The organism is Rhizobium oryziradicis (assembly GCF_001939045.1).
Lineage (GTDB): Bacteria > Pseudomonadota > Alphaproteobacteria > Rhizobiales > Rhizobiaceae > Allorhizobium > Allorhizobium oryziradicis.
The window spans coordinates 56,424-76,569 of the sequence record NZ_MKIM01000032.1 but is presented as its reverse complement, the minus strand read 5'-3'; the positions used below and the strand labels follow the sequence as shown (position 1 = coordinate 76,569).

Genomic DNA, 20,146 nt, shown 5'->3' with positions numbered 1-20,146 from the left:
ATCTGTCCCGTTATGACTGCTGTTGATGGGTAGGAGGATCGGGTTCGATCAGCCAAACCAATCTCTTCAACAGTGGGACTGCATAAAAGCCTTTGCATCTATAAAATAGAAAGACGCCGCTGCAGGCGACGCCTTTCCGTGCTGCGCGTTTAAGCCGCTTTGGTGGTCGAAAGATCGTAGGATGCAATCATTGGAGACTGCGCCGTGTTGTCCTCGCCATAAGGCGTGTACTTCACTTCGATCTTCGTGAAGTTCAAACGGATTGTTTCAATCGGGCGGTCACCGCTGGAATCAACGGAATAGTTGGCAATCAAGGTGTTGGTCAGCGTGTATTCAATATAGGTGTTGCCGGGGTTGCCGGTTGTCACCAGGTGCAGAACGGCTGTCTTGCCGGTGCGGCCAGCGCAGGCTTCCTGGAACAGCTTGGTCGAGGAGGAATCGCTGACTTTGGTCAAGATAACTTCCGACACCATTGGCTCAGAGGCTTCGCGATTGGCGGTCGAGCCTGCTGTGGTGTTCATGGCGCGGCTTACGTTCCAGTGCAGCGCCTCAATGTCCATCCACTTCTTGTGCTCTTCGTGGGTTGCATCGCCCTGGATACCGTCAACTTTCAGATAAATTGGCATATTGTTAAATCTCCTGTTTCATGAAATGCACCTCATTGACTGTGAGGCATGGTTACCTTTCGTATGAATGCTGCCTATCCACCAAAATTCGTGGATATGGTCCGCGCAGCATTTATGACCGTATGCGTCGGGATACCCCATCCGACACGGCGTCTTCATTTACCGAGACCAATCGATCTTCGATAAATTCCCTTTGATTGTCCGTCTCTTGCCCATGCACAGCAAAACCGTTCTCACTGTGCGTGACATGCGCTCGGCCAACCTTTTGTCCATTCGCCACCAGCTCGATGAAGAAGGTGGACAAGGGTGGCAGGAGATCGCGGCCAATCATGATTTCAATGGCGCGTGCGCCAATTTCGCTTGCGCCAGCCCGGCTCACCAGCACGTCTCTGGCGCTCTGTTCCACCACAAGGTCTGTGCCATAGGCAGCAACTATTCTGTCCCTGATCCGCTCGATCTGGAGATCGACAATGGCTGCGAGCGCCTCTGTGCCCAGCGGCATGAAGGGCAGAATGATGGTGCGGCCCAGAAATGCTGGCTTGAACTGCTTTTGCAGCTCCGGCATCAGCAAGGCCTCAAGGGCTTCTCCTTCCGGCATGGTGTCCGGGTCGCTGGCAAGAGTTGCCAGCAGTTCCGAGCCGGTATTGGCCGTCATGAAAATGGTGGTGTTTTTAAAATCAACATCGCGGCCTTCGCCATCGCGCAAAATGCCCTTGTCGAACACCTGATAGAAAATATCCTGAACGCCAGCATGGGCCTTGTCGATCTCGTCAAGAAGCAGCACACCATAGGGCCTGCGGCGCACGGCTTCTGTCAGCACGCCACCTTCGCCATAGCCAACATAACCGGGAGGAGCCCCCAGCAACATCGAGACCTTATGCTCTTCCTTGAACTCTGACATGTTGATGGTTGTCAGGTGCTGGCTGCCGCCATACAGAAGATCGGCCAGCGAAAGTGCGGTTTCGGTCTTGCCCGTGCCCGACATGCCCACCAGCAAAAACACGGCCGGGGGACGGCGCGGATCGGAAAGCCCTGCCCGTGCGGCCCGCATGGCATCGGCAATGCGTTTTAGGGCGGCATCCTGTCCGACAACCTTTTCGCCCAGTCGCGTGTCCAGACTTTTCGCGTTTTCAATCTGATCGGCCAGCAGCTTGCCCAGCGGAATACCGGTCCAGCGCGATACCACCGAGGCAATGACGTGGCGGTCAACCTCACGCGGAATAAGGCTTGTATCGTGGTTTAACGATGTGGCAATCGACACCGCCCGCCGGGTCAGGCCGCGGCCCTTCAAGGGCGAAACATTTCCGCCCTGATGCTGAGGCTCCGTGATCTGGCTGAGCTTGCTTTCAGTGCCATCCTTCTGATTATCAAACGCAGCGATCGCCTGCTTTTCGGCATCATAGCGCGCCTGCAACGCGGCAATTTCCGTATCGAGACGGTCCAGCTCGGCTTGGATGGACAGTTTGCGCTCAATCACGTCTTCGGCCACCTCCTCCGCCTCACCTTCGCGCTCCAGCCATTCAACCTCCACCGCAAGATGGTTTCTCTCGCTTTGCAGAGCCATCAAGGTTTCGGGAATCGTCTGACGCGCCAGGGATACGGCGGCGGCGGCGGTATCAATCAGGCTGATCGCTTTGTCCGGCAGTTGCCGCGCTGGCAAGAAGCGGGCCGAGAGCTGAACGGCCGCAACAATGGCCTCATCGCGAATGGTCACGCCGTGATGGGCCATGAAAGAGCCTGCCACGCCGCGCAGCATACGGATGGCGGTTTCTTCATCGGGTTCGCGCACATGCACCGGCTGAAAACGCCGGGTCAGGGCCGCATCTTTTTCAAAATAGCGCTTGTATTCGCTCCAGGTGGTCGCGGCAATCACGCGCACTTCGCCACGCGCCAGCGCGGGCTTGAGAATATTGGCAGCATCGCCCTGCCCTTGCACGCCACCGGCCCCAATCAGGCCATGGGCTTCATCAATGAACAGAATGATCGGTTCCGGCGAGCGTTTGACAGCCTCAATCACACCATTGAGCCGTCGCTCGAATTCACCTTTGACACCCGCACCGGCCTGAAGAAGCGTTAAATCGAGCATCAGCAGCCGAACGGATTTCAGCTTTTCCGGCACACGCCTTGCTGCGATTTCCAAAGCGAAAGCCTCGGCAACGGCTGTTTTGCCAACGCCCGCCTCGCCCACCAGAATAGGATTGTTCTGCCGTCGGCGGGTCAGAATATCGATCATCTGCCGCAACTCGACATCGCGCCCGATCACCGGATCAATCCGGCCATCACGGGCATCCTGTGTCAGATCATGGGTATATAGCCGTAAAAACTCGTCATTCGCGCGGCCACTCAGGGCGGCATCCGGCGATATCTCGGATTTTGAACCTGAGGAATGAGAATTTGCATCACCTGCCTCGCGCATACGCTCCAAAACCGAGCGATCCACCATCCGCAGCGATGGAAACTGTCCGCGCGTCAGCGCTCGAAGCGAGGGTTCATCGTCAAGGGCGGAAAACACATCCGCCAGAGTAATCGAAGAGCGCCCGCCCTGAAGGGAGGCACACACCCAGGCTTCGCGGCCAAGCGTTAAAATATTTTGCGACAAAGACAAGTTCTGCTCGCCACCCACAGCCACATCATCAAGTGCCTGTGAAAGCTCGCGCCGCAGGTTTTCCACCGGAAGACCGAGTTCGGCAAGATTGTCCTGAAATGATACACTTTCGACAATCGCATTCATAAAATGTACAATATCAACCTGCGCATGCCGACGACCGGCTGCCGTGGATGCGGCCAATTCCAAGGCCACACGCAGGTTAGGCTCAAAGGCTTCAATCAAGCGATTAAGGTCAATAAACGACATAAAACACTCCCCGGGGCCGACCGCAGCAATGCCCCCGCCAAGACAACTAGGGCGATTATTTCGAAGTTTCCAGAGGGGTGAGAGTTTTTTTTCAAAAAAAATTGCCGCCATAAATTTCACAATTTGATTTTACAGCTCAGGTTGACAAAACAATATAGCCGCTCCACATCTATAAGATAATTATATTAGTGAGTTTAAAATTGAGTTAGAGGCTTCGGTGGGCGAGGTTATATTGTTAAATCCAATAGAAGAAAATGCACCGTGTGGATGTAATATTCGCACGAATATTGAAGTTCGTGAAATATACTACAAAATTAAAGATGCTAGGAACCAAGCAAGAGCAGAAGAAAGATCTGTAACGCCGGGTGAAGTGTTCAAGGTTTCCAGTGATTGGAATCTTGTGAGCAATTTGGGATTGCGTATAATATCTTCGATCAGCAAGGATATCGAAGTATTGGCCTGGCTTGCCGAAGCGCATTTGCGACTGAAAGGTTTTGCGGGTCTCAGCGAAATTTACGACGCCACAGCCGCGCTTTTGGACACCTACTGGGATGACATCCATTCAATTGATGAAAACGATGTTGAGGAAAAGTTAGCACCACTGGCCGGATTGAACGGTTTTGGCACAGAAGGCACTCTCATCCAGCCTCTGCGCCTGGTGTCACTGATTCCCGGCGAAAAATTCGGCGCATTGAGCCTTTGGGATTATCAGCTTGGCCAACGCAGTGATGAGGCCGGACGGCGTGAAGCCATCTATAACGCCGCCACAGAGGCAGGTGTCGCGGCGATGTCGGCCCATCTTGCGGAGGTCAATGCCTGCATCCGCTCCTTTGCGGCGCTAAGCGAGGCGTTGACGGCGCGTTGCGGCCAGCTGGCACCGCCAAGCTCCAATATTCGCAATGTGCTGCAGGAAATTGCCGCAGCCGTTCGCAGTCTTGGTGGTCGTGATCTTGGGGATGATGGCAGCGCAGAGGCACCGGCGGCGCAGGCAGGTGTGGTGGAAGCTGCCATTGCAGTGCCCGTGGCAGAGACGGCACGCGTTGTGACACCGGAGGGCATTGCCTCGCGCGATGAAGCGTTTGAGCTTTTGATGAATGTGGCGCGATATTTTCGTCGCACGGAGCCGCATTCGCCCATTTCGCTGGCCATTGAAACATTGGTGCGCCGGGGCCGAATGGATTTTTCTGAATTGCTGGCGGAACTTTTGCCGGAACTTCAAACGAGAAACGCCGTTCTCACAGCTGCGGGCATCAAGCCCACGAAGGAGAACGGAAACTGACAGGTCTTTGACGCCGTTTTTGGACGGCGTTTGTACTGCTGGATCATGAGTGTGTTGATGCCCGAGGGGCACGAAGGAGAGTTTCAACATGGCAAGTGTACATGAAAAGCTGGAGAGGGTGCGCAAACCCCGTGTTCACATCAAATATGAAGTGGAAACGGAAGGAGCCATGGTCGTCAAGGAACTGCCGTTTGTGGTGGGCGTGCTTGGTGATTTTTCCGGCGATCCAACCCAACCTCTGAAGCCGTTCGGCGAGCGCAAATTTGTGCAGATTGATCGTGACAATTTCGATGATGTCATGCGGCGGATGTCGCCGGGGCTGAACCTCACCGTCAACAACACGCTGCAAAATGATGGCAGCGATCTTGCCGTCAATCTCAAGTTTGACAGCATGGACGATTTTCTCCCCGGCTCGGTGGTCAAGCAGGTCCCCGCTCTCAAGGCGCTGCTGGATGCGCGCAACGAGCTGCGCGATCTTTTGAGCAAGGCAGACCGCTCCGAGGAGCTTGAGCAGCTGTTGGAAGATATTTTGCAAAACAAGACGGACCTTTCGAAGCTTGTGTCGGAACTGAAAGACAAGACCGGCTCAGCTGATCAGCAATGAGTGCGACAGGTGATGCATGGCCCGCGTGAAAAAATAACCCGGTTTGTCGGCAGCAACAGTGAAGCGTTGCGCCACATTGGAAGGATAAGAACATGAGTGCTGAAAGCTTGGTGCAAACCAGTGAAGCCCTATTAGAAACACAGGAGCAGGGACTCCTGTCAAAAGTTGTTGCGGCAACCCGACAGACAGAGCCGGATCGCGCCCAGAATCTGCTGCGGACGCTGACCGATCAAGCCTTGAAAGGCACGGTCAAATACGACCGCAATCTCACGGTGACGCTGAACAACGCCATTGCGGAGCTGGACAAGGCCATTTCAACCCAGCTGGCCGAGATCATGCAATCGCCGGAGTTTACCAAGCTCGAAGGCAGCTGGCGCGGGTTGAACTATCTGGTCAAGAATTCCGAAACCAGCGTCAACCTCAAGATCCGGGTGCTCAACGCCAGCAAGCGCGAGCTTTCCAAGGATCTGTCCAAGGCCGTGGAATTTGACCAGTCCCGTCTGTTCAAGTCGATCTATGAAGATGAGTTTGGCACACCCGGTGGTGAGCCGATGGGTGCCATTATTGGCGATTTCGAGTTCGACAATTCCTTTGACGATGTGCAGCTGCTGCAGGGGATTTCCTCAATTGCGGCGGCGGCCTTCGCGCCGTTTATTTCGGCGGCCAGCCCACGCATGTTTGGTTTTGACGACTATCGCGATCTGGCGCGTCCGCGCGATCTCGAAAAGATTTTCGAAACCGTGGAATATGCCAAATGGCGCAGTTTTCGCGAAAGCGACGATTCGCGCTTTGTCACGCTGGCGCTGCCTCGTGTTTTGGCGCGCATGCCCTATAGCCCGAAAACCAATCCGATTGATGAATTTGTGTTTGACGAAACCAGTGGTTCAACCACCGGCGAGCTGGAACACAATGATTATTGCTGGATGAATGCCTCCTTCGTGATGGGCACCCGCCTCACGGAAGCCTTTGCCAAGAGCGGCTGGTGCACGGCCATTCGTGGTGCCGAAAACGGCGGCAAGGTGGAAAATCTGCCAATGCATGTGTTTTCCAGCGATGACGGCGATCTCGATCTCAAATGCCCAACGGAAGTTGGCATTACCGACCGACGCGATGCGGAACTGGGCAAACTGGGCTTTTTGCCGCTCTGCCATTACAAAAACACGGATTATGCGGTGTTTTTTGGTGCGCAGACCGCCCATAAGCCAAAGCTCTATGACAAGCCCGAAGCAACCGCCAATGCTGCCGTCTCGGCTCGACTGCCTTACATGATGGCGACATCGCGCTTTGCCCATTACCTGAAAGTGATGGGTCGCGACAAGATCGGCTCCTTCATGGAAGCCTCCGATTGCGAAGTCTGGCTGAACCGCTGGATCGCCTCTTACGTCAACGCCAACGACGATGCGGGCGAAGAATCGCGGGCAAAATATCCGCTGCGCGATGCAAAGGTGACCGTGCAGGAAATTCCCGGCAAGCCCGGCTCCTACAATGCGGTGGCCTGGATGCGCCCATGGTTGCAGATGGAAGAGCTGACCACGTCTTTGCGAATGGTGGCCCGTATTCCATCGAAGAGCTAGTTTTTCAAACGAATTTGGGTGTCGCGGTGGTGTCAATGACCTGCCGCGACGCTCACGAATGGCCTGATACTTCGGGGGAAACGGTGAGCGCATCGTTAAGGGCACGAACGGATGAGTTGATTTTGTTGATTGACGAGGCTTTGAACCGTCAAGTCAACGCAATCCTGCATCATCCCGCATTTCAGGCCATGGAAGCCCGCTGGCTCGGGCTTGCCATGCTGGTGCGTGAGGCGAGCCAGAGCACAGACGTCAAGATCAAGATTCTCAGCGCCAGTTGGAAAGAGCTGTGCCGCAGCATGGAGCGGGCCAACGATTTTGATCAGAGCCACTTGTTTGAGCTGGTATATAATCAGGAATTTGGCATGCCGGGTGGCGAGCCTTTCGGCCTGCTGCTGGGCGATTATCAGCTTCCGCCTGCCCCCGGAGATGGACCAGATTCCATTACCACCCTTGCGCAAATCAGCTCGGTGGCAGCGGCGGCGTTTTGCCCCTTCATTGCCGGGGCCTCGCCTTTGAGCGTTGGCCTTGAGAGCTTTCATGAGCTTAACCGCGTGCATGATTTTTCATCCCTGCAATTTGATCTTTCCCGAATTCGATGGAACGGCCTGCGGCGAAATGAGGATGCACGCTTTTTGGGGCTGGTGGGTCCGCGCATTTTGATGCGCCCGCCCCATAAAGCCTATTCGCGCAAGCGCGATGATGGCTTTCCCTTCCGCGAACATGTTGCCGAAAGTGGCCAAACGCTGGTGTGGGGCAATGGTGCCTTTGGCTTTGCAACGGTGATTATCCGCACCTTCATTGACACCGGCTGGTTTGCCGATCTGCGTGGCGTGACGCAAGATGAGATAGATGGTGGCATGGTGGCACCATGGCAACTTCCGCCGCTCGACCTTGGAATAGAAAGCGAGGGACTGTCCAGCCAGCCGCCGGTTGAGGTGCGCCTGACGCGCGGACAGGAATTGCAGTTTTCAGACATGGGCATCGTGCCGATTTCGACGACCTATATGTCATCCTGCGCCATTTTCAACGCCAACCAATCGCTGCATGCGCCCGGCCATTATCCGACGGAAACCGCCCGCCAAAACGCCCGCCTTGCGGCTATGCTGCAATATGTGATGTGCGCTTCACGCTTTTCCCATTATCTGAAAGTGATCATGCGCGACAACATTGGCCAGTTGAGCACGGCGGGTCTCATTCAGCGCAAACTCGAAGATTGGTTGTCGCGCTATACGCTCGGCAATGATGATGCCGAGCAATCGCTGCGCACCCGCTATCCCTTGCGGTCCGCAGGAATTGGCGTGTCGGAAATTCCCGGCAAGCCGGGAACTTTCTCCTGCACCGTGCGTTTACAACCACATTTTCAGTTAGACGACGTTTCAACAAGTTTTCATCTGGTCGCTGAGGCCTCAGCGGCATCCATGGGTTCATCATCGACCCAACCGGATCAAAAAAGGATTTCAGCATGAGTGTGCAGTCGCGCCGTATCGCCGCTTTACTGGATGATCACGCCAATGATCACACACTGGACGACGTGCTTGAGCAGGTGAAAGCGGCGCTGAAAGCCGCTCCCGCTGACCACGATATCCGCCATCTTTATATTGATGTGCTGATTTTAAGCGGCCAATATGAGCGCGCCGATCAGCAATGCGACCTTGCCGCCAAATTCCAGCCTGCAGATGCTGTTGGTTTTTCCATTCTTCGCCAGCAGATCAGAGCCATGGCGGCGCGCCAGGCATGGTTCGAGACGGGTGCGGTGCCCGATTTTCCCTCAGGCCCAACCGATCTGGACCAGATGGCGCTCAAGCTTGGTCTTGCCATCCGCGACGGTGCCCTTGATCTTGCCGTTGATATCGTGGCGCAAATGGAAGATGCCCGTGCGGCCTGCCCAATGAACTACAACGGCACATCCGTCGCCGATTGGCGTGATCTGGATGATCGCATCCCCCATGCGCTGGAGGTTTTGACAACCGGAGGAGCCTATCTCTGGGTGGATTTTCGCAAGATTGACAACGTGTCGGTGGAGCCAATTGCCCGGTTGCGCGACTTTGCCTTTCGTCCCGCCCAACTGACCTTGAACGGCGGGGCTGTTGCATCGGTTTTGCTCCCCGCTGTCTATTACAGCAGCACCCGCGATGCGGCTTTGCAATTGGCGCGTGAAACGGCGTGGGAAGATCTGGCCTCCGGGCTGGTGGTGGGGCAAGGGCAGAAGTGCTTTTTGGCCGATGACGAGATTGTCTCGCTGCATGAGGTGAGCGAGCTGGATGCTGAGAGCACGTCTGGCGAGAGGCGGATTGTTCATGGCTGATCCGCTCGATCGCTATCGCCCGAGCGAGCGCGTTCTGACCCGCTCTGTGCTGGATCGCTTGCTGGATGACAATCCTGATCTGGATGTCGATCCGGTTTTGAGCGTGTCGCAGCAGGTGGTGGAGATGCGTGAAACAATTCGCCGGGATCTGGAATCCCTGTTGAACACCCGCCGTCGCCCGCAGGCCCCTCCCGATGCTTTGAGCGAGTTGAGCGATGCCCTCGTGTCTTACGGAGTTGATGGCATGCTGTCGGCCAGTCTGGTGACGGATGAATCCAAGCTGAAGCTGGCGCGTCTGATGGAGCGCCGTATTGCCATGTTTGAAACCCGGCTGTCCGACATCAAGGTGACCATTTTGAAAGCGCGGATGGAAGGAGAGCGCTCGCTGCGAATGCGCATTGATGCCAGTTTCCGCCTGCATGAGGGCATGCCCCCCGTCAGTTTTGAATCGCGTATCGATCCATCCACGCAATCCTTCATTGTTGAGGCAGGCAATGGCTGAAAGCTTTTTGGAGCGCTATAATGATGAGCTGTTTGCCCTGCGCAAACGGGCTGAAAAATTCGCGCGCGCTTTTCCAAAAATTGCCGGGCGGTTGCGCATGTCGGGCGATGTGGCCGATGACCCGCATGTTGAGCGACTGATCCAGAGTTTTGCCTATTCCGCCGCCCGCGTGCGGCAAAAGCTGGATGATGAGTTTCCGGAGCTGACCGATAGTTTGCTGGAAACACTCTATCCGCATTATCTTGCCCCTTTGCCATCGATGAGCATTGTGCGGTTTGAGCCAAGCGCTGTGCTGGCCACCATGCAGCTTTTGCCCCGCCATAGCGAGATTACCACTGAAGAAGTGGCGGGCGAGATTTGCCAGTTTCGCACCACGCAGGATGTCGAGCTTTTACCGCTCACCATCACCTCTGCGGCGTTGACGGGCCAGCCGATTGACGCGCCCGCCCCGCCCTTTGCCGGTGCGGCCGGATGTTTGCGCTTATCACTGCGCTCCACCGGCCCCAAGAAAGACGATTTTGCCTCGATGGGCATCAAAAGGATGACCCTGTTTGTTGCATCCGCCTGGCAGCAAGCCACCGGATTGTATGAGCTTTTGGCCAATCAATGCATGGGCATCGCCTTGGCGCGCCATGCGGATGATCGCAATGCGGTTTTCCTGCCAGCCAGCAATTTGCGCGTTAAAGGCTTTGCAGCGAATGAAGCAATGTTGCCCACGCCCGCCAGCAGCTTTGATGGCTATCGCCTGCTCACCGAGTTTTTCGCCCTGCCGCAAAAATTCCTCTACCTCGACATTGACGGGCTGGATCGTTGGCCCGGCGATGATTGCGAGATGTATATCTATCTGAAAAGCAGCGATCCGAGGCTGGAGCGCACCGTCTCTGCCAGTGATTTTGCCCTGAACACAGCGCCGGTGATCAATCTTTTTCATCAGGTTTCAGAGCCGATCAAGCTGGATGGCAGCCGCACGGAATATAGTCTGCTGTCCGACAGCCGCCGCCATCGCACCCGCGAGATTTTTGCCATCGACAATGTGAAAATTGCCGATGGCAGCGGTGATGAATTGTGGTCGCATCCGTTTTTCGCGCGTGTACAAAATGGCACTGACAGCGGCATTTTCTGGCAGGCAACCCGGCGGTTTGATGCCGATGACGGCCTGTCTGACACCGATATCGCCTTTGTGGATCGCGAGCGCGGCCCCCTCGGCCCTACAAACGTCACCGCCAGTGTGGATGCGCTTTGCCTCAACCGCGACCTGCCGGAACGCCTGCCGTTCGGGGGTGGCCATCCGATTTTGAAGCTCAGCAAACGCAGCGAAGCCATTGATACGGTCACGGCCCTTCTGCCGCCCACGCCGTCTGTGCGCATGAACAGCAAAACGGCGCGGCAATGGCGTCTGGTGTCGCATCTGATGCTCAATCACTTGTCGTTGTTCGACAATGGTGGAGCGGCCCTTAAAGACATTCTGTCGCTCTATGCCTTTCGCGATGTGCCGGAAACCCGACAATTGGTGGAGGCGATTTCAAAAGTTGAAGCGCAAAACGCTTTGGCGCGTTTAGGGCCTGCCATGGTGCCGGGTCTGGACATCACCATAGAGTTCGATCCGGCGATGATTGATCGCTCTGCCGCTTTCGTGTTTGGCAGTGTTCTCAATCATTTTTGCGGCCTTTATACCTCTGTCAACAGTTTCACCCGCCTGACGGTCACCATGCGTGGCCAATCGGGTGTGGTGGTGCGCTGGCCGGCAAGAGCGGCCGAGCGGCCGTTGCTGTAGGGGGATGATCATGAATGTTCACATGACAAACCCGCAAAGTGACACAGAGCGCGAAAAGCTTGCCGCCCGTTTGCAGCAAGACCCGGCCCATTTTGAGCCGACAACGGCCTTTCGCCTCGCACAGCACCTTGCGCAAGATGGCGAGTTGGAGATTGCGCCGCATCTGGGCATAGAGCCGACGCCCTTGGCAGTCAGCGGTTTTCGCCAACGCAAAGGCAAATTTGAGCTTAAATCGGCACTAGCCGCGCTTGTCGGGCCGCTTGGCTCCATGCCACCGGAATATAATGAGCTGCTGTTGCGCGAAGAGCGCAACAAATCGCGGGCGCTGACCAGTTTTGTCAGCCTGTTTGCCACGCGGTTTTCCGAACTGTTTGTGGAAGCCGCGGAAAAATACCGGCTGGCGCGGCGTCTGCGCTGGAGCAAACGGCGGGAAGACAACACCTTTCGCAAGGCGCTTTTGTCGCTGGCAGGTTTTGGCACGGCCAGAATGGTGGAGACAGCCGGGGTCGATGAAAATGTGATCCTGCGGTTTGCGGGCTTTTTTGCGGACCGCACGCGCAATGCTGCAAGCTTGCGTGCCATGCTGGAAGAGTTTTCACGCCTTCCCATCCGCATCGAGCAATTTCGCCCGCGCTGGGTCTCGGTTGCGCCAGAAGAATTGAGCCAGATGGGCGGCGCAACCCCTCCCCGCCTTGGTGTTTCCGCCATGGCTGGCAGCAAGGCGCTGGATATGAGCGGGGCGTTTCGCATTGTCATTGGCCCGGTGAACTATGCCGATTATCTGACGCTGGCTCCTGGCGGGCGGCGTCTGAGAGATATGTTTGCACTGGCGCGGCTGTTCGTGGGCAGCGGGTTTGAAATTGATGCGCAGGTGATTTTGAAAAAGGAAGATGTGCCCTTTTGCCAAATGGGCGACGCAGCCATGCCCGCTCGTCTTGGCTGGAACAGCTGGGCGCGGGTTGCAGAGCCTTCGCGTGATAGTACGGATGCGATTGTGACCGAGCGGCAGGCAGCGCTTGCCATCAAACCGGCAGGAGCGGCGGCATGAGGCTGGAGCTGCGTCCCAAAGTCAAAACGGATAGTCGTCAATCCATATGGGCCATCGAGCACGGGCGGCGCACGCTTGGGCGCTCACGCGAATGCGATTGGCAAATTGAAGATGATACGCGCCGCGTTTCCAAGCTGCATTGCACGATTTTTCGCGATAGCAAAGGCTTTAGCCTGTCAGACCAGAGCGCCAATGGCACGGTGGTTGATGGCAAAACCCTGATGGAAGGCGAAACCAGCCCGCTGAAAAATGGCTCGGTGATCGATATTCGCGGCCACGCCTTCACTGTCACCATCATTGGTGAAGTGGAGGAGGATCTTGGTGATCCGGTGTCTTCCTTGCCGCTCAGTGATGAATCGCTGACCATTTCGTCGATCCTGTCCGATATTGCCCCCAATGGCAAAACCGCCCGTGGCATTATGGGCGAGCGCGTGGCCGAAGAACCATGGGCCGTGGCCCCAACGTCGTCAGGCAAAAGCGGAAAAACCTTGACGCGCAATGTCGATATTGGCTGGAGCGGCCCGCCGGAGGTGAAGGGGTCTTCAACCGTTCTGCCCGACAACTGGTTTGAAGACGAAGATTATGGCAGCCAGCTTGAGCACCATAACGCCACCAGAACGGTGGTCAGCGTTGCACCGCCAAAGCGCATAAAAGATGTGGCATCGGATGAAGCTGCGATCATGGAGGCTGATCCGGCACCTGTGTCGCGCAGCGATTTTGACGAGATTTTCGCCGAGCCGTCCAAACCGGATTCAAAGCGTGTTGCACCCTCTGCATGCATGGATGCGCGGCTGTTGCAAACCCTTGCCAAGACGCTTGCGCGTCTGGACGCGGCCAGTGCCGATTGCTTTGCCACACTTGGCATGCAGTCGGATGATGCGGCGCGATTGCCCGTCACGGATGGTGCGGAGATTATCCGTCATCTTGAGCATCTTGTTGAGCGTCAGCGTCGCTTGAGCGATGCGCTTGAAAGAGTGATGCGCGAAGCAAGCCACACGCTCGATCCAAGAATTGTCGAGGCCCGTGTGGATGCCGAGCAACCCCGCCTGCCGTTTTTGCGTGGCCGGGACTATTGGAGCGCCTATCGCCAGCAGTTTGAAGAGGCTGGCCAGACCATTTCGATCAAGGATTTTATTCGCCGTGCTGCAACGGGTGAGCCTGCCATTGCGCCAGAGCCAGCAGCCGAGCCTGAGACTTTCAAGGGGGTAGACACAAAAGATGAGGCATGAAAACCGCGTTGCCTGGACCGAGGGCATGTTTCTTCGTGTGCAGCATTTCCAACAGGCAGACCGATGGACAGAGCGGCTGGTCCGCTCGATCACCCGCAGCCTGTCGCCCTATCCGTGGGGCTTGCTGGAAATCGGAATAGATCGCAGCGCGCTGGCCATTGGCCAGTTTGCCCTGTCCAACCTGCGTGGTTTGCTGCCCGATGGCACGCCCTTTGATGCGCCGGAAGATGCCGATCTTCCAAGCGCTCTTGATCTGGATGAAAACACCAAGAACGCCATTATCTATCTGGCACTTCCGGCCCGACAGCCGGGCAAGGCAGATATGGCAGCCCAAGGGGCTGCCACGGCCAACAGCGTGCGGGTGGTGGCGTCCAATTATGAAGCGCCGGATGCCAATATTGACACCGATTTCATTGCGCCGATTGATGTTGCCCGATTGAACCTGAAATTCCTCAAGACCGGCGATAATCTGGCCGGTTATGAGCTGATCGGGCTGGCGCGGGTGGTGGAGGTGCGCTCTGACCGGGCGGTGATCCTCGATCCCGATTTTATTCCACCCAGCCTGAGCTGTGCTGCGGCATCAAGGCTCAATGAATTGATGACGGAATTGCTGGGCATTGTGCGCCACCGTGCAACGGCGATTGCCGAACGCATTGGCGATCCGACCATTCGCGGCACAGCCGAAGTGGGCGATTACTTCCTTTTGCAAATTCTCAACCGGGCCGATCCGCTGCTCAAGCATCTGCTGGCCAATGCGACGCGCATTCACCCCATGGTGTTTTATGAGCATTGCATTCAGCTGGCCGGTGAAATTGCCACCTTCACCATGGAGAGCAAACGCGCCACCGATTTTCCGGCCTATCGCCATGATGATCTGAAGGCAACATTTGCTGCCGTGATCGACGATCTGCGCACATCGCTCTCGTCGGTGCTGGAACAGGCGGCGGTTGCCATCGAGCTGATCGAGCGGCGCCATGGGGTGCGGGTCGGAACGCTGAACGATCGCAGCCTGCTGAAAGATGCGGGCTTTGTTCTGGCCGTGCGCGCCGAAATGTCGGCGGAAGATGTGCGGCGCAAATTGCCAGCGCAAATCAAGGTTGGCCCCGTGGAGAAAATTGCCGAGCTGGTCAATGTGGCCCTGCCCGGCATTCCGGTGCGGCCATTGCCGGTTCTGCCGCGCCAATTGCCCTATCGTTCGGGCACGATCTATTTCGAGCTCGACACCAAAGTACCGCTTTGGAAACAATTGGAAACATCTGGCGCAATTGCGCTGCATCTCGCTGGCGAATTTCCCGGCCTTGAGATGGAACTATGGGCCTTGAGAGAATGAGCGAAGAACGGCCTTCCCACTGGCAGGACATGCCAACCGTTGTCGAAGTCACGCAGGAAAAACAGCTGCAGGACGAGACGGCAAAAAATGTCTCCGATTTGCTCAACAGTGTGGTCGACGGCGGCGATCCGGCAGCCAGACAAGGCGGTGGCGTGTCCGTCAATCACCTGATCGACAATTTTCGCTTCGGCAGCCATGAAATGCCGGTGTTGGTACGCTCGGCAGCAGCCCTTCTCAATCTGGCGCATGCGCTTCGCTATCTTGAAGCCGAGCCGGATACGCAAGAGCTGCGCCGCGTCTGCATTGAAGCGGTGAACCGCTATGAGCGGGATCTGGCCAGCGCCCGCATCAGCCCGGAGCGCGCCCGTGCGGCGCATTATGTCATCTGCGCAACGGTGGATGATGTGGTGCTGTCCAAGCCGTGGGGTGTGCGGGCTGGCTGGGCGCGCTCAGGCCTTGTCTCGACCTTCCACAATGACGTGACCGGCGGCGATCGGGTGTTTGATATCCTCGATCATTTTCACCAATCGCCGGGGGCCAACAAGGATCTGCTGCTGCTGATCTATCTCAGCCTGTCACTGGCCTTTGAAGGCCGCACCCGTGTATCGTCGCGCGGCGCACTTGAGCTGGCACGCATCCGCGATAGCCTCTACAAAACTCTTCTTGGCCAATATGGCGTGTTTGAGCGCGAACTTTCGCCCCATTGGCAGGGCGTGAATGCCCGTCACAAACCCTTGCAGACCATGGCGGCGCTCTGGACCCTTTTGTCGGTTCTGGCGCTGGCGTTTGGGCTTGGCTATCTGTTTTTCACGCTGATCTTGAACGATACATCAGATAGAACCTTCCAGAGACTGGCAGCACTTGAGCCGCGTGCAGCCCCAAGCGTGCTGATCACCGTGCCCACACCGCCGCCGGAGACCCCTGCCAAGCTGCCGGAAAAGATTGAGACCCCACCAAAAGAGCCTGTGAAAGTCGAAGCGCCGCAGCCACCAAGCCGGCTGCAAAACCTGATGGCCTTCCTTCAGCCCGAGGTGGAAAAGAAATTGGTGTCCTTGTCGGATGTCAACGGACGCCTGCGGATTCGCATCAACAATTCCGGGCTTTTCGATACGGGAAGTGCCGATGTCAGCGCCAAATTTAAAGATCTGATCCAGCGCATCGGGGGTGCTTTGGCCGCCGAGAAATTCCGCGCTGTGGTGATTGGCTATACCGACAATGTGCCGATCAAAACGGTGCAGTTCCCCTCGAATTGGCATTTGTCCGAGGCGAGAGCCAAGGCGGTTGGCGATATTCTGGCAGCTTACGCCGGAAGCGATGCGATCTTGACCGAGGGGCGTGCCGACAGTGACCCGATTGCCGATAATTCCACCGCAGAAGGCCGAGAAATGAACCGCAGAACGGAAATTCTGGTTTTGACCAATCCGGATGAAAAGCTCTCCGATGCCGGGATTTTTTCGCCCCCCGTTCAGGTGGATGATCAGAGCGGCAAACCGCAGCAGGGAGGAAAGCCATGATCAATCCTCTCAGCTATTTTTATTCGATCCGCTCCTATGTGGATAGCTATGCGGGCATTGTTGGCAGACGCTTTATCTCTGTCATTTGGGTGATTGCGATCTGCGTGATCATCTGGTTCTACGGTTATCTTCTGGCGTTTGGCAGCTTCAAGCCCTTTGCCACCTCGACGGCAAGAATCTGGACCATTGTTGCGATTGTTGCCGTGTGGCTGATCTATATGGCGATCACCACGCTGCGCGCTCGCAAACAGGACGCCGAGCTGGTTGACAGCATCGAGCAGCAGGCGCTGGCCAGCCGCAATGCCGAAGTTGGTGAAATCCAAACACGCTTGAAGGAAGCGATGGCGCTGTTGCAGCGCATCACCAAAAAACGCTTCGGCTATATGTATGATTTGCCGTGGTATGTGATTTTTGGAGCACCTGGCTCTGGCAAAACCACGGCCTTGACCAATTCGGGCCTGCAATTTCCGCTGGGCGAAGCGCTGGGCAGCGACGCCATCAAAGGCATTGGCGGCACGCGCAATTGCAATTGGTGGTTTGCCGATGAAGCGATCCTGATCGACACTGCCGGACGCTACACCACGCAGGACGATCTGGACGGCTCGTCCAAAGCCGGATGGGAAGGCTTTTTGGGGCTGCTTCGGCGCTATCGCCGCTCGCAGCCGGTCAATGGCGCGCTGGTCACGCTGTCGATCGGCGATTTGATGACCCGCGACCCGGAAGCCCAGCGCGAAGAATTACGCGCTATTCGCAAGCGTCTGTCTGAGCTGGATGAATATCTGGGCGCGCGCGCGCCGGTCTATGTGCTGTTGACCAAAGCCGATTTGCTCACCGGATTTGTCGAGTTTTACGACGGTTTCAACAAAAGCGACCGTGAACAGGTCTGGGGCATGACCTTTGGCCTTGACGAGAGCTATGGGGCAAAAACCCTGCCTGAGCGCTTCAACGAGGAATTTTCGCTGTTGCAGCAGCGCGTTGATGCCATGCTGGTTGAACGGTTGCAACAGGAACAGAGCACCGAACTCAGGGGACGGATTTTCAAGTTCCCGGCTGAGCTTGCCAGCCTGCAAGAGAAGCTGCACGATGCGCTGGTGGAGCTGTCTGCTGGCTCGGCGCTGGTTGAGGCCCCGCTCATTCGCGGTCTTTATTTTGTCTCGGCAACCCAGGGCGAGGAAACGGCGGCGGCCAGCAGCATTCCAAGGGCACGACGCAGCTATTTTCTGCCACGTCTTTTCAAAGAGGTGGTGTTCAATGAAGCGGCCCTTGTGGCCCGCGACAAGCGCCTTTCCTATCGTCAACTGTTGCTGCGCCGGGTGTCTTATGGGCTGGCCATTGCCGCCGTTGCCATTGTGTTTACCGGCTGGGCCACGACCTATTACCAAAATCGCATGGCCTTGATTGCCGCCGATGAAAAACTCAACGCCTATGACAAGCTGATTTTGGGCGTCAAAGTGCGCGATGTGGATGATGCCGATTTTCTGCGCGTGCTTCCGGCATTGGATAGCTTGCGCTCGGTCACGGATGGTTTTGCCGAGCGGCATGTCTGGGTGGCGAGCTTTGGGCTTAATCAGGCCGACAAGATTGCCAGCCGCCAGCGCGATGCCTATCAGCGGGCCTTAAACAGCCTGCTTTTGCCGCGCATGCTGGTGGAATTGCAGCGCGATCTGACCAATGAGAAAGACGTAACGCAGACCTTCAACGCCCTCAAACTGTATGAGATGCTGGGCGGACTTGGAAAACTGGATCGCGATTTCGTCTCCTATCAGGCGGAACAGATGTTCAACGCGCTCTATCCCGGTGAAGGGCGTGCGGCCACCCGCCGCGCCCTCACTCAGCATGCCCATGCCATGGCGGCAGGCTCCCTGCCGCCGATTGAGCTGGACAGCAGGCTGATTGCCAAGGCGCAGGCCACGATTGCCAGCCAAAGTGTTGCCGAGCGGGCCTATGATATTCTGGCGGGGTCGCGGAAAGCCCGCGCAACCGCACCTTGGTTGCCAGCGCAGGCCTTTGGCCCTTTGGGTGATAAGGCCTTTATGCGCACCTCCGGTGCACCGCTGACAGAAGGTGTCGAGGGGCTGTTCACGGCTACCGGATATCGAAACATTGTTCTGCCCGGTCTGGCCGATGCCGCCCGCGAGGCCATGCGGGAAGATTGGGTGCGGGGTTCGGACACGCAAATCAAGGGCCAGACCCTTGAGGCCGTGTCGCAAGCTGCCCTTCAGATCTATTTTGACCGCTTTGAGCAAAAATGGGCCACTGTGTTGAGCGACATCACGGTCAAGCCATCGCAAAGTCTGGGGGATGCGGCTGAAACAACCCGTATTCTGTCCAATGAGCGCAATATCATTGGGCTTGCGGCGCGCTCCATTGCGCAAGCCACAGATCTGCGTCCGCAAGGATATGGAACGGCGACTGTCACAACGGTGTCGTCTGGCAATGATGATACCATTGCTGCCATGCTGACCTCGACCATGGCGGCCCCGGACCCTTATGGAAAATTGCGCGACGCACTGGATGCGCCCGCGGCCGATGCTTCGGGAAAGAGCGCCTCTGATAGCAAAAATCTGGCACAGGTTGATGCAATCCTGCCGCTTTTGGATAATTTGCACGACCAACTGTCCCGCTCGGCGACCTCATCGGCCGAGGTTGCCAAAGTGTTTGATGTTGATAGCCAGTTGACCAAATCCAATCAGGATCTGTTGCAAGAGGCGCGTCGCCTGCCTGCACCGCTGGATGGCTGGATGGCCGGGCTTGCCGCTGACATTGGCTCGCTTGCGGTCAAATCTGCCCGCAGCCGTATTTCCGATCTCTGGGCGGCGGAAGGCGCAAGCCTTTGCTCGACGGCCATTACGGGCCGCTATCCGTTTGATCGCAACGCCAAGCGCGATGTGACGATGGGTGATTTTGTCCGTCTGTTTGGGCCTAAGGGCCTGTTCCAGACATTCTTCAAGCAAAGGCTGGAGCCTTTTGTCGATCAAACCAGCTCGCCATGGGGTTGGAAAGGCACGTTTGGCGCGGCCGGAATCCCAAGTGGGGCCATTGCCCAGTTTGAGAATGCCGACAAAATCTATCGGTCCTTCTTCCCCAATGGCAGCGAGACACCTGAGGTGACCATCAATGTGAAACCTGTATCGCTCACCGATGCCTCCAACGCCGTGATGCTGGAAATCGAGGGCGAGCGCGTGGTCTATTTCCACGGACCCATTCAGGCGAAATCCATCACATGGCCATCGAAACAGCCCGCCAACATGTCGCGCATTGCGTTTCAGCCGGGCGGGTGGCAGCAGGCCAAAACCGAAAATGGCGATTGGTCGCCCTTCCGCCTGTTTGATGATGCCAAAATCGAAAGTGATCGGGACGGTTTGTTTCGGGTCAGATTCGACAATGCGGGGCAGAATGCCGAGTTTGATGTGCAGTTCGGCTCGGTGCTCAATCCCTTCCGGCTCAAGGCCATGTCGGACTTTGCCTGCCCGGCACAGTTTTGATGGGGGCCAGTTTTGAAACAAG

14 protein-coding genes are annotated in these 20,146 nt (G+C 56.7%); 12 read left to right on the top strand and 2 right to left on the bottom strand.

Annotated features, from left to right (window positions below):
* Positions 1 to 149: 149 nt before the first annotated feature.
* Entirely contained in the window at positions 150 to 626 is a 477-nt protein-coding gene (locus BJF95_RS22285; protein ID WP_075641706.1) for an Hcp family type VI secretion system effector, read from the bottom strand.
* 112 nt (positions 627 to 738) lie between these two features.
* Entirely contained in the window at positions 739 to 3,480 is a 2,742-nt protein-coding gene (gene tssH, locus BJF95_RS22280; RefSeq protein ID WP_075641705.1) for a type VI secretion system ATPase TssH, read from the bottom strand.
* A gap of 244 nt (positions 3,481 to 3,724) precedes the next feature.
* On the opposite strand from tssH, the gene tssA reads away from it, so the two are divergent.
* The 12 genes from tssA to tssM all read left to right on the top strand — a co-directional run bounded on the left by tssA (position 3,725) and on the right by tssM (position 20,124).
* Positions 3,725 to 4,759, top strand: coding sequence for a type VI secretion system protein TssA (gene tssA, locus BJF95_RS22275; protein ID WP_075641718.1), 1,035 nt, complete (start codon positions 3,725 to 3,727; stop codon positions 4,757 to 4,759).
* 88 nt (positions 4,760 to 4,847) lie between these two features.
* Complete coding sequence (gene tssB, locus BJF95_RS22270) at positions 4,848 to 5,363, top strand: type VI secretion system contractile sheath small subunit (RefSeq protein WP_075641704.1); 516 nt, start codon at positions 4,848 to 4,850, stop codon at positions 5,361 to 5,363.
* Between the two features lie 92 nt (positions 5,364 to 5,455).
* Complete coding sequence (gene tssC / locus BJF95_RS22265; protein WP_075641703.1) at positions 5,456 to 6,937, top strand: type VI secretion system contractile sheath large subunit; 1,482 nt, start codon at positions 5,456 to 5,458, stop codon at positions 6,935 to 6,937.
* Between the two features lie 83 nt (positions 6,938 to 7,020).
* Positions 7,021 to 8,403, top strand: a complete 1,383-nt coding sequence (gene tssC / locus BJF95_RS22260) for a type VI secretion system contractile sheath large subunit (RefSeq protein ID WP_075641717.1) — start codon at positions 7,021 to 7,023, stop codon at positions 8,401 to 8,403.
* Complete coding sequence (locus BJF95_RS22255) at positions 8,400 to 9,242, top strand: type VI secretion system accessory protein TagJ (protein WP_075641702.1); 843 nt, start codon at positions 8,400 to 8,402, stop codon at positions 9,240 to 9,242. Before tssC (BJF95_RS22260) ends, BJF95_RS22255 begins: the two co-directional genes overlap by 4 nt.
* Entirely contained in the window at positions 9,235 to 9,744 is a 510-nt protein-coding gene (gene tssE / locus BJF95_RS22250; RefSeq protein ID WP_075641701.1) for a type VI secretion system baseplate subunit TssE, read from the top strand. Before BJF95_RS22255 ends, tssE begins: the two co-directional genes overlap by 8 nt.
* Positions 9,737 to 11,518, top strand: a complete 1,782-nt coding sequence (gene tssF / locus BJF95_RS22245) for a type VI secretion system baseplate subunit TssF (RefSeq protein ID WP_075641700.1) — start codon at positions 9,737 to 9,739, stop codon at positions 11,516 to 11,518. Before tssE ends, tssF begins: the two co-directional genes overlap by 8 nt.
* Positions 11,519 to 11,528: 10 nt before the next feature.
* A complete protein-coding gene (tssG, locus tag BJF95_RS22240; protein ID WP_245297402.1) occupies positions 11,529 to 12,566 on the top strand; it encodes a type VI secretion system baseplate subunit TssG in 1,038 nt (345 codons plus the stop codon).
* Positions 12,563 to 13,795, top strand: coding sequence for an FHA domain-containing protein (locus BJF95_RS22235; RefSeq protein ID WP_075641699.1), 1,233 nt, complete (start codon positions 12,563 to 12,565; stop codon positions 13,793 to 13,795). The genes tssG and BJF95_RS22235 overlap by 4 nt, the downstream gene beginning before the upstream one ends.
* A complete protein-coding gene (gene tssK / locus BJF95_RS22230; protein WP_075641698.1) occupies positions 13,785 to 15,125 on the top strand; it encodes a type VI secretion system baseplate subunit TssK in 1,341 nt (446 codons plus the stop codon). Before BJF95_RS22235 ends, tssK begins: the two co-directional genes overlap by 11 nt.
* Positions 15,122 to 16,639: a type VI secretion system protein TssL, long form gene (gene tssL, locus BJF95_RS22225; RefSeq protein WP_075641697.1), complete on the top strand. Its 1,518-nt coding sequence runs from the start codon at positions 15,122 to 15,124 to the stop codon at positions 16,637 to 16,639. Before tssK ends, tssL begins: the two co-directional genes overlap by 4 nt.
* Entirely contained in the window at positions 16,639 to 20,124 is a 3,486-nt protein-coding gene (gene tssM, locus BJF95_RS22220) for a type VI secretion system membrane subunit TssM (RefSeq protein ID WP_075641715.1), read from the top strand. Before tssL ends, tssM begins: the two co-directional genes overlap by 1 nt.
* Positions 20,125 to 20,146: the final 22 nt, after the last annotated feature.

Coding starts and splice junctions, on each gene's coding strand:
- tssB (WP_075641704.1), top strand. CDS start 4,848: ATGGCAAGTGTACATGAAAAGCTGGAGAGGGTGCGCAAACCCCGTGTT.
- BJF95_RS22285 (WP_075641706.1), bottom strand. CDS start 626: ATGCCAATTTATCTGAAAGTTGACGGTATCCAGGGCGATGCAACCCAC.
- tssL (WP_075641697.1), top strand. CDS start 15,122: ATGAGCGAAGAACGGCCTTCCCACTGGCAGGACATGCCAACCGTTGTC.
- tssF (WP_075641700.1), top strand. CDS start 9,737: ATGGCTGAAAGCTTTTTGGAGCGCTATAATGATGAGCTGTTTGCCCTG.
- BJF95_RS22235 (WP_075641699.1), top strand. CDS start 12,563: ATGAGGCTGGAGCTGCGTCCCAAAGTCAAAACGGATAGTCGTCAATCC.
- tssG (WP_245297402.1), top strand. CDS start 11,529: ATGAATGTTCACATGACAAACCCGCAAAGTGACACAGAGCGCGAAAAG.
- tssH (WP_075641705.1), bottom strand. CDS start 3,480: ATGTCGTTTATTGACCTTAATCGCTTGATTGAAGCCTTTGAGCCTAAC.
- tssC (WP_075641703.1), top strand. CDS start 5,456: ATGAGTGCTGAAAGCTTGGTGCAAACCAGTGAAGCCCTATTAGAAACA.
- tssE (WP_075641701.1), top strand. CDS start 9,235: ATGGCTGATCCGCTCGATCGCTATCGCCCGAGCGAGCGCGTTCTGACC.
- tssK (WP_075641698.1), top strand. CDS start 13,785: ATGAGGCATGAAAACCGCGTTGCCTGGACCGAGGGCATGTTTCTTCGT.
- BJF95_RS22255 (WP_075641702.1), top strand. CDS start 8,400: ATGAGTGTGCAGTCGCGCCGTATCGCCGCTTTACTGGATGATCACGCC.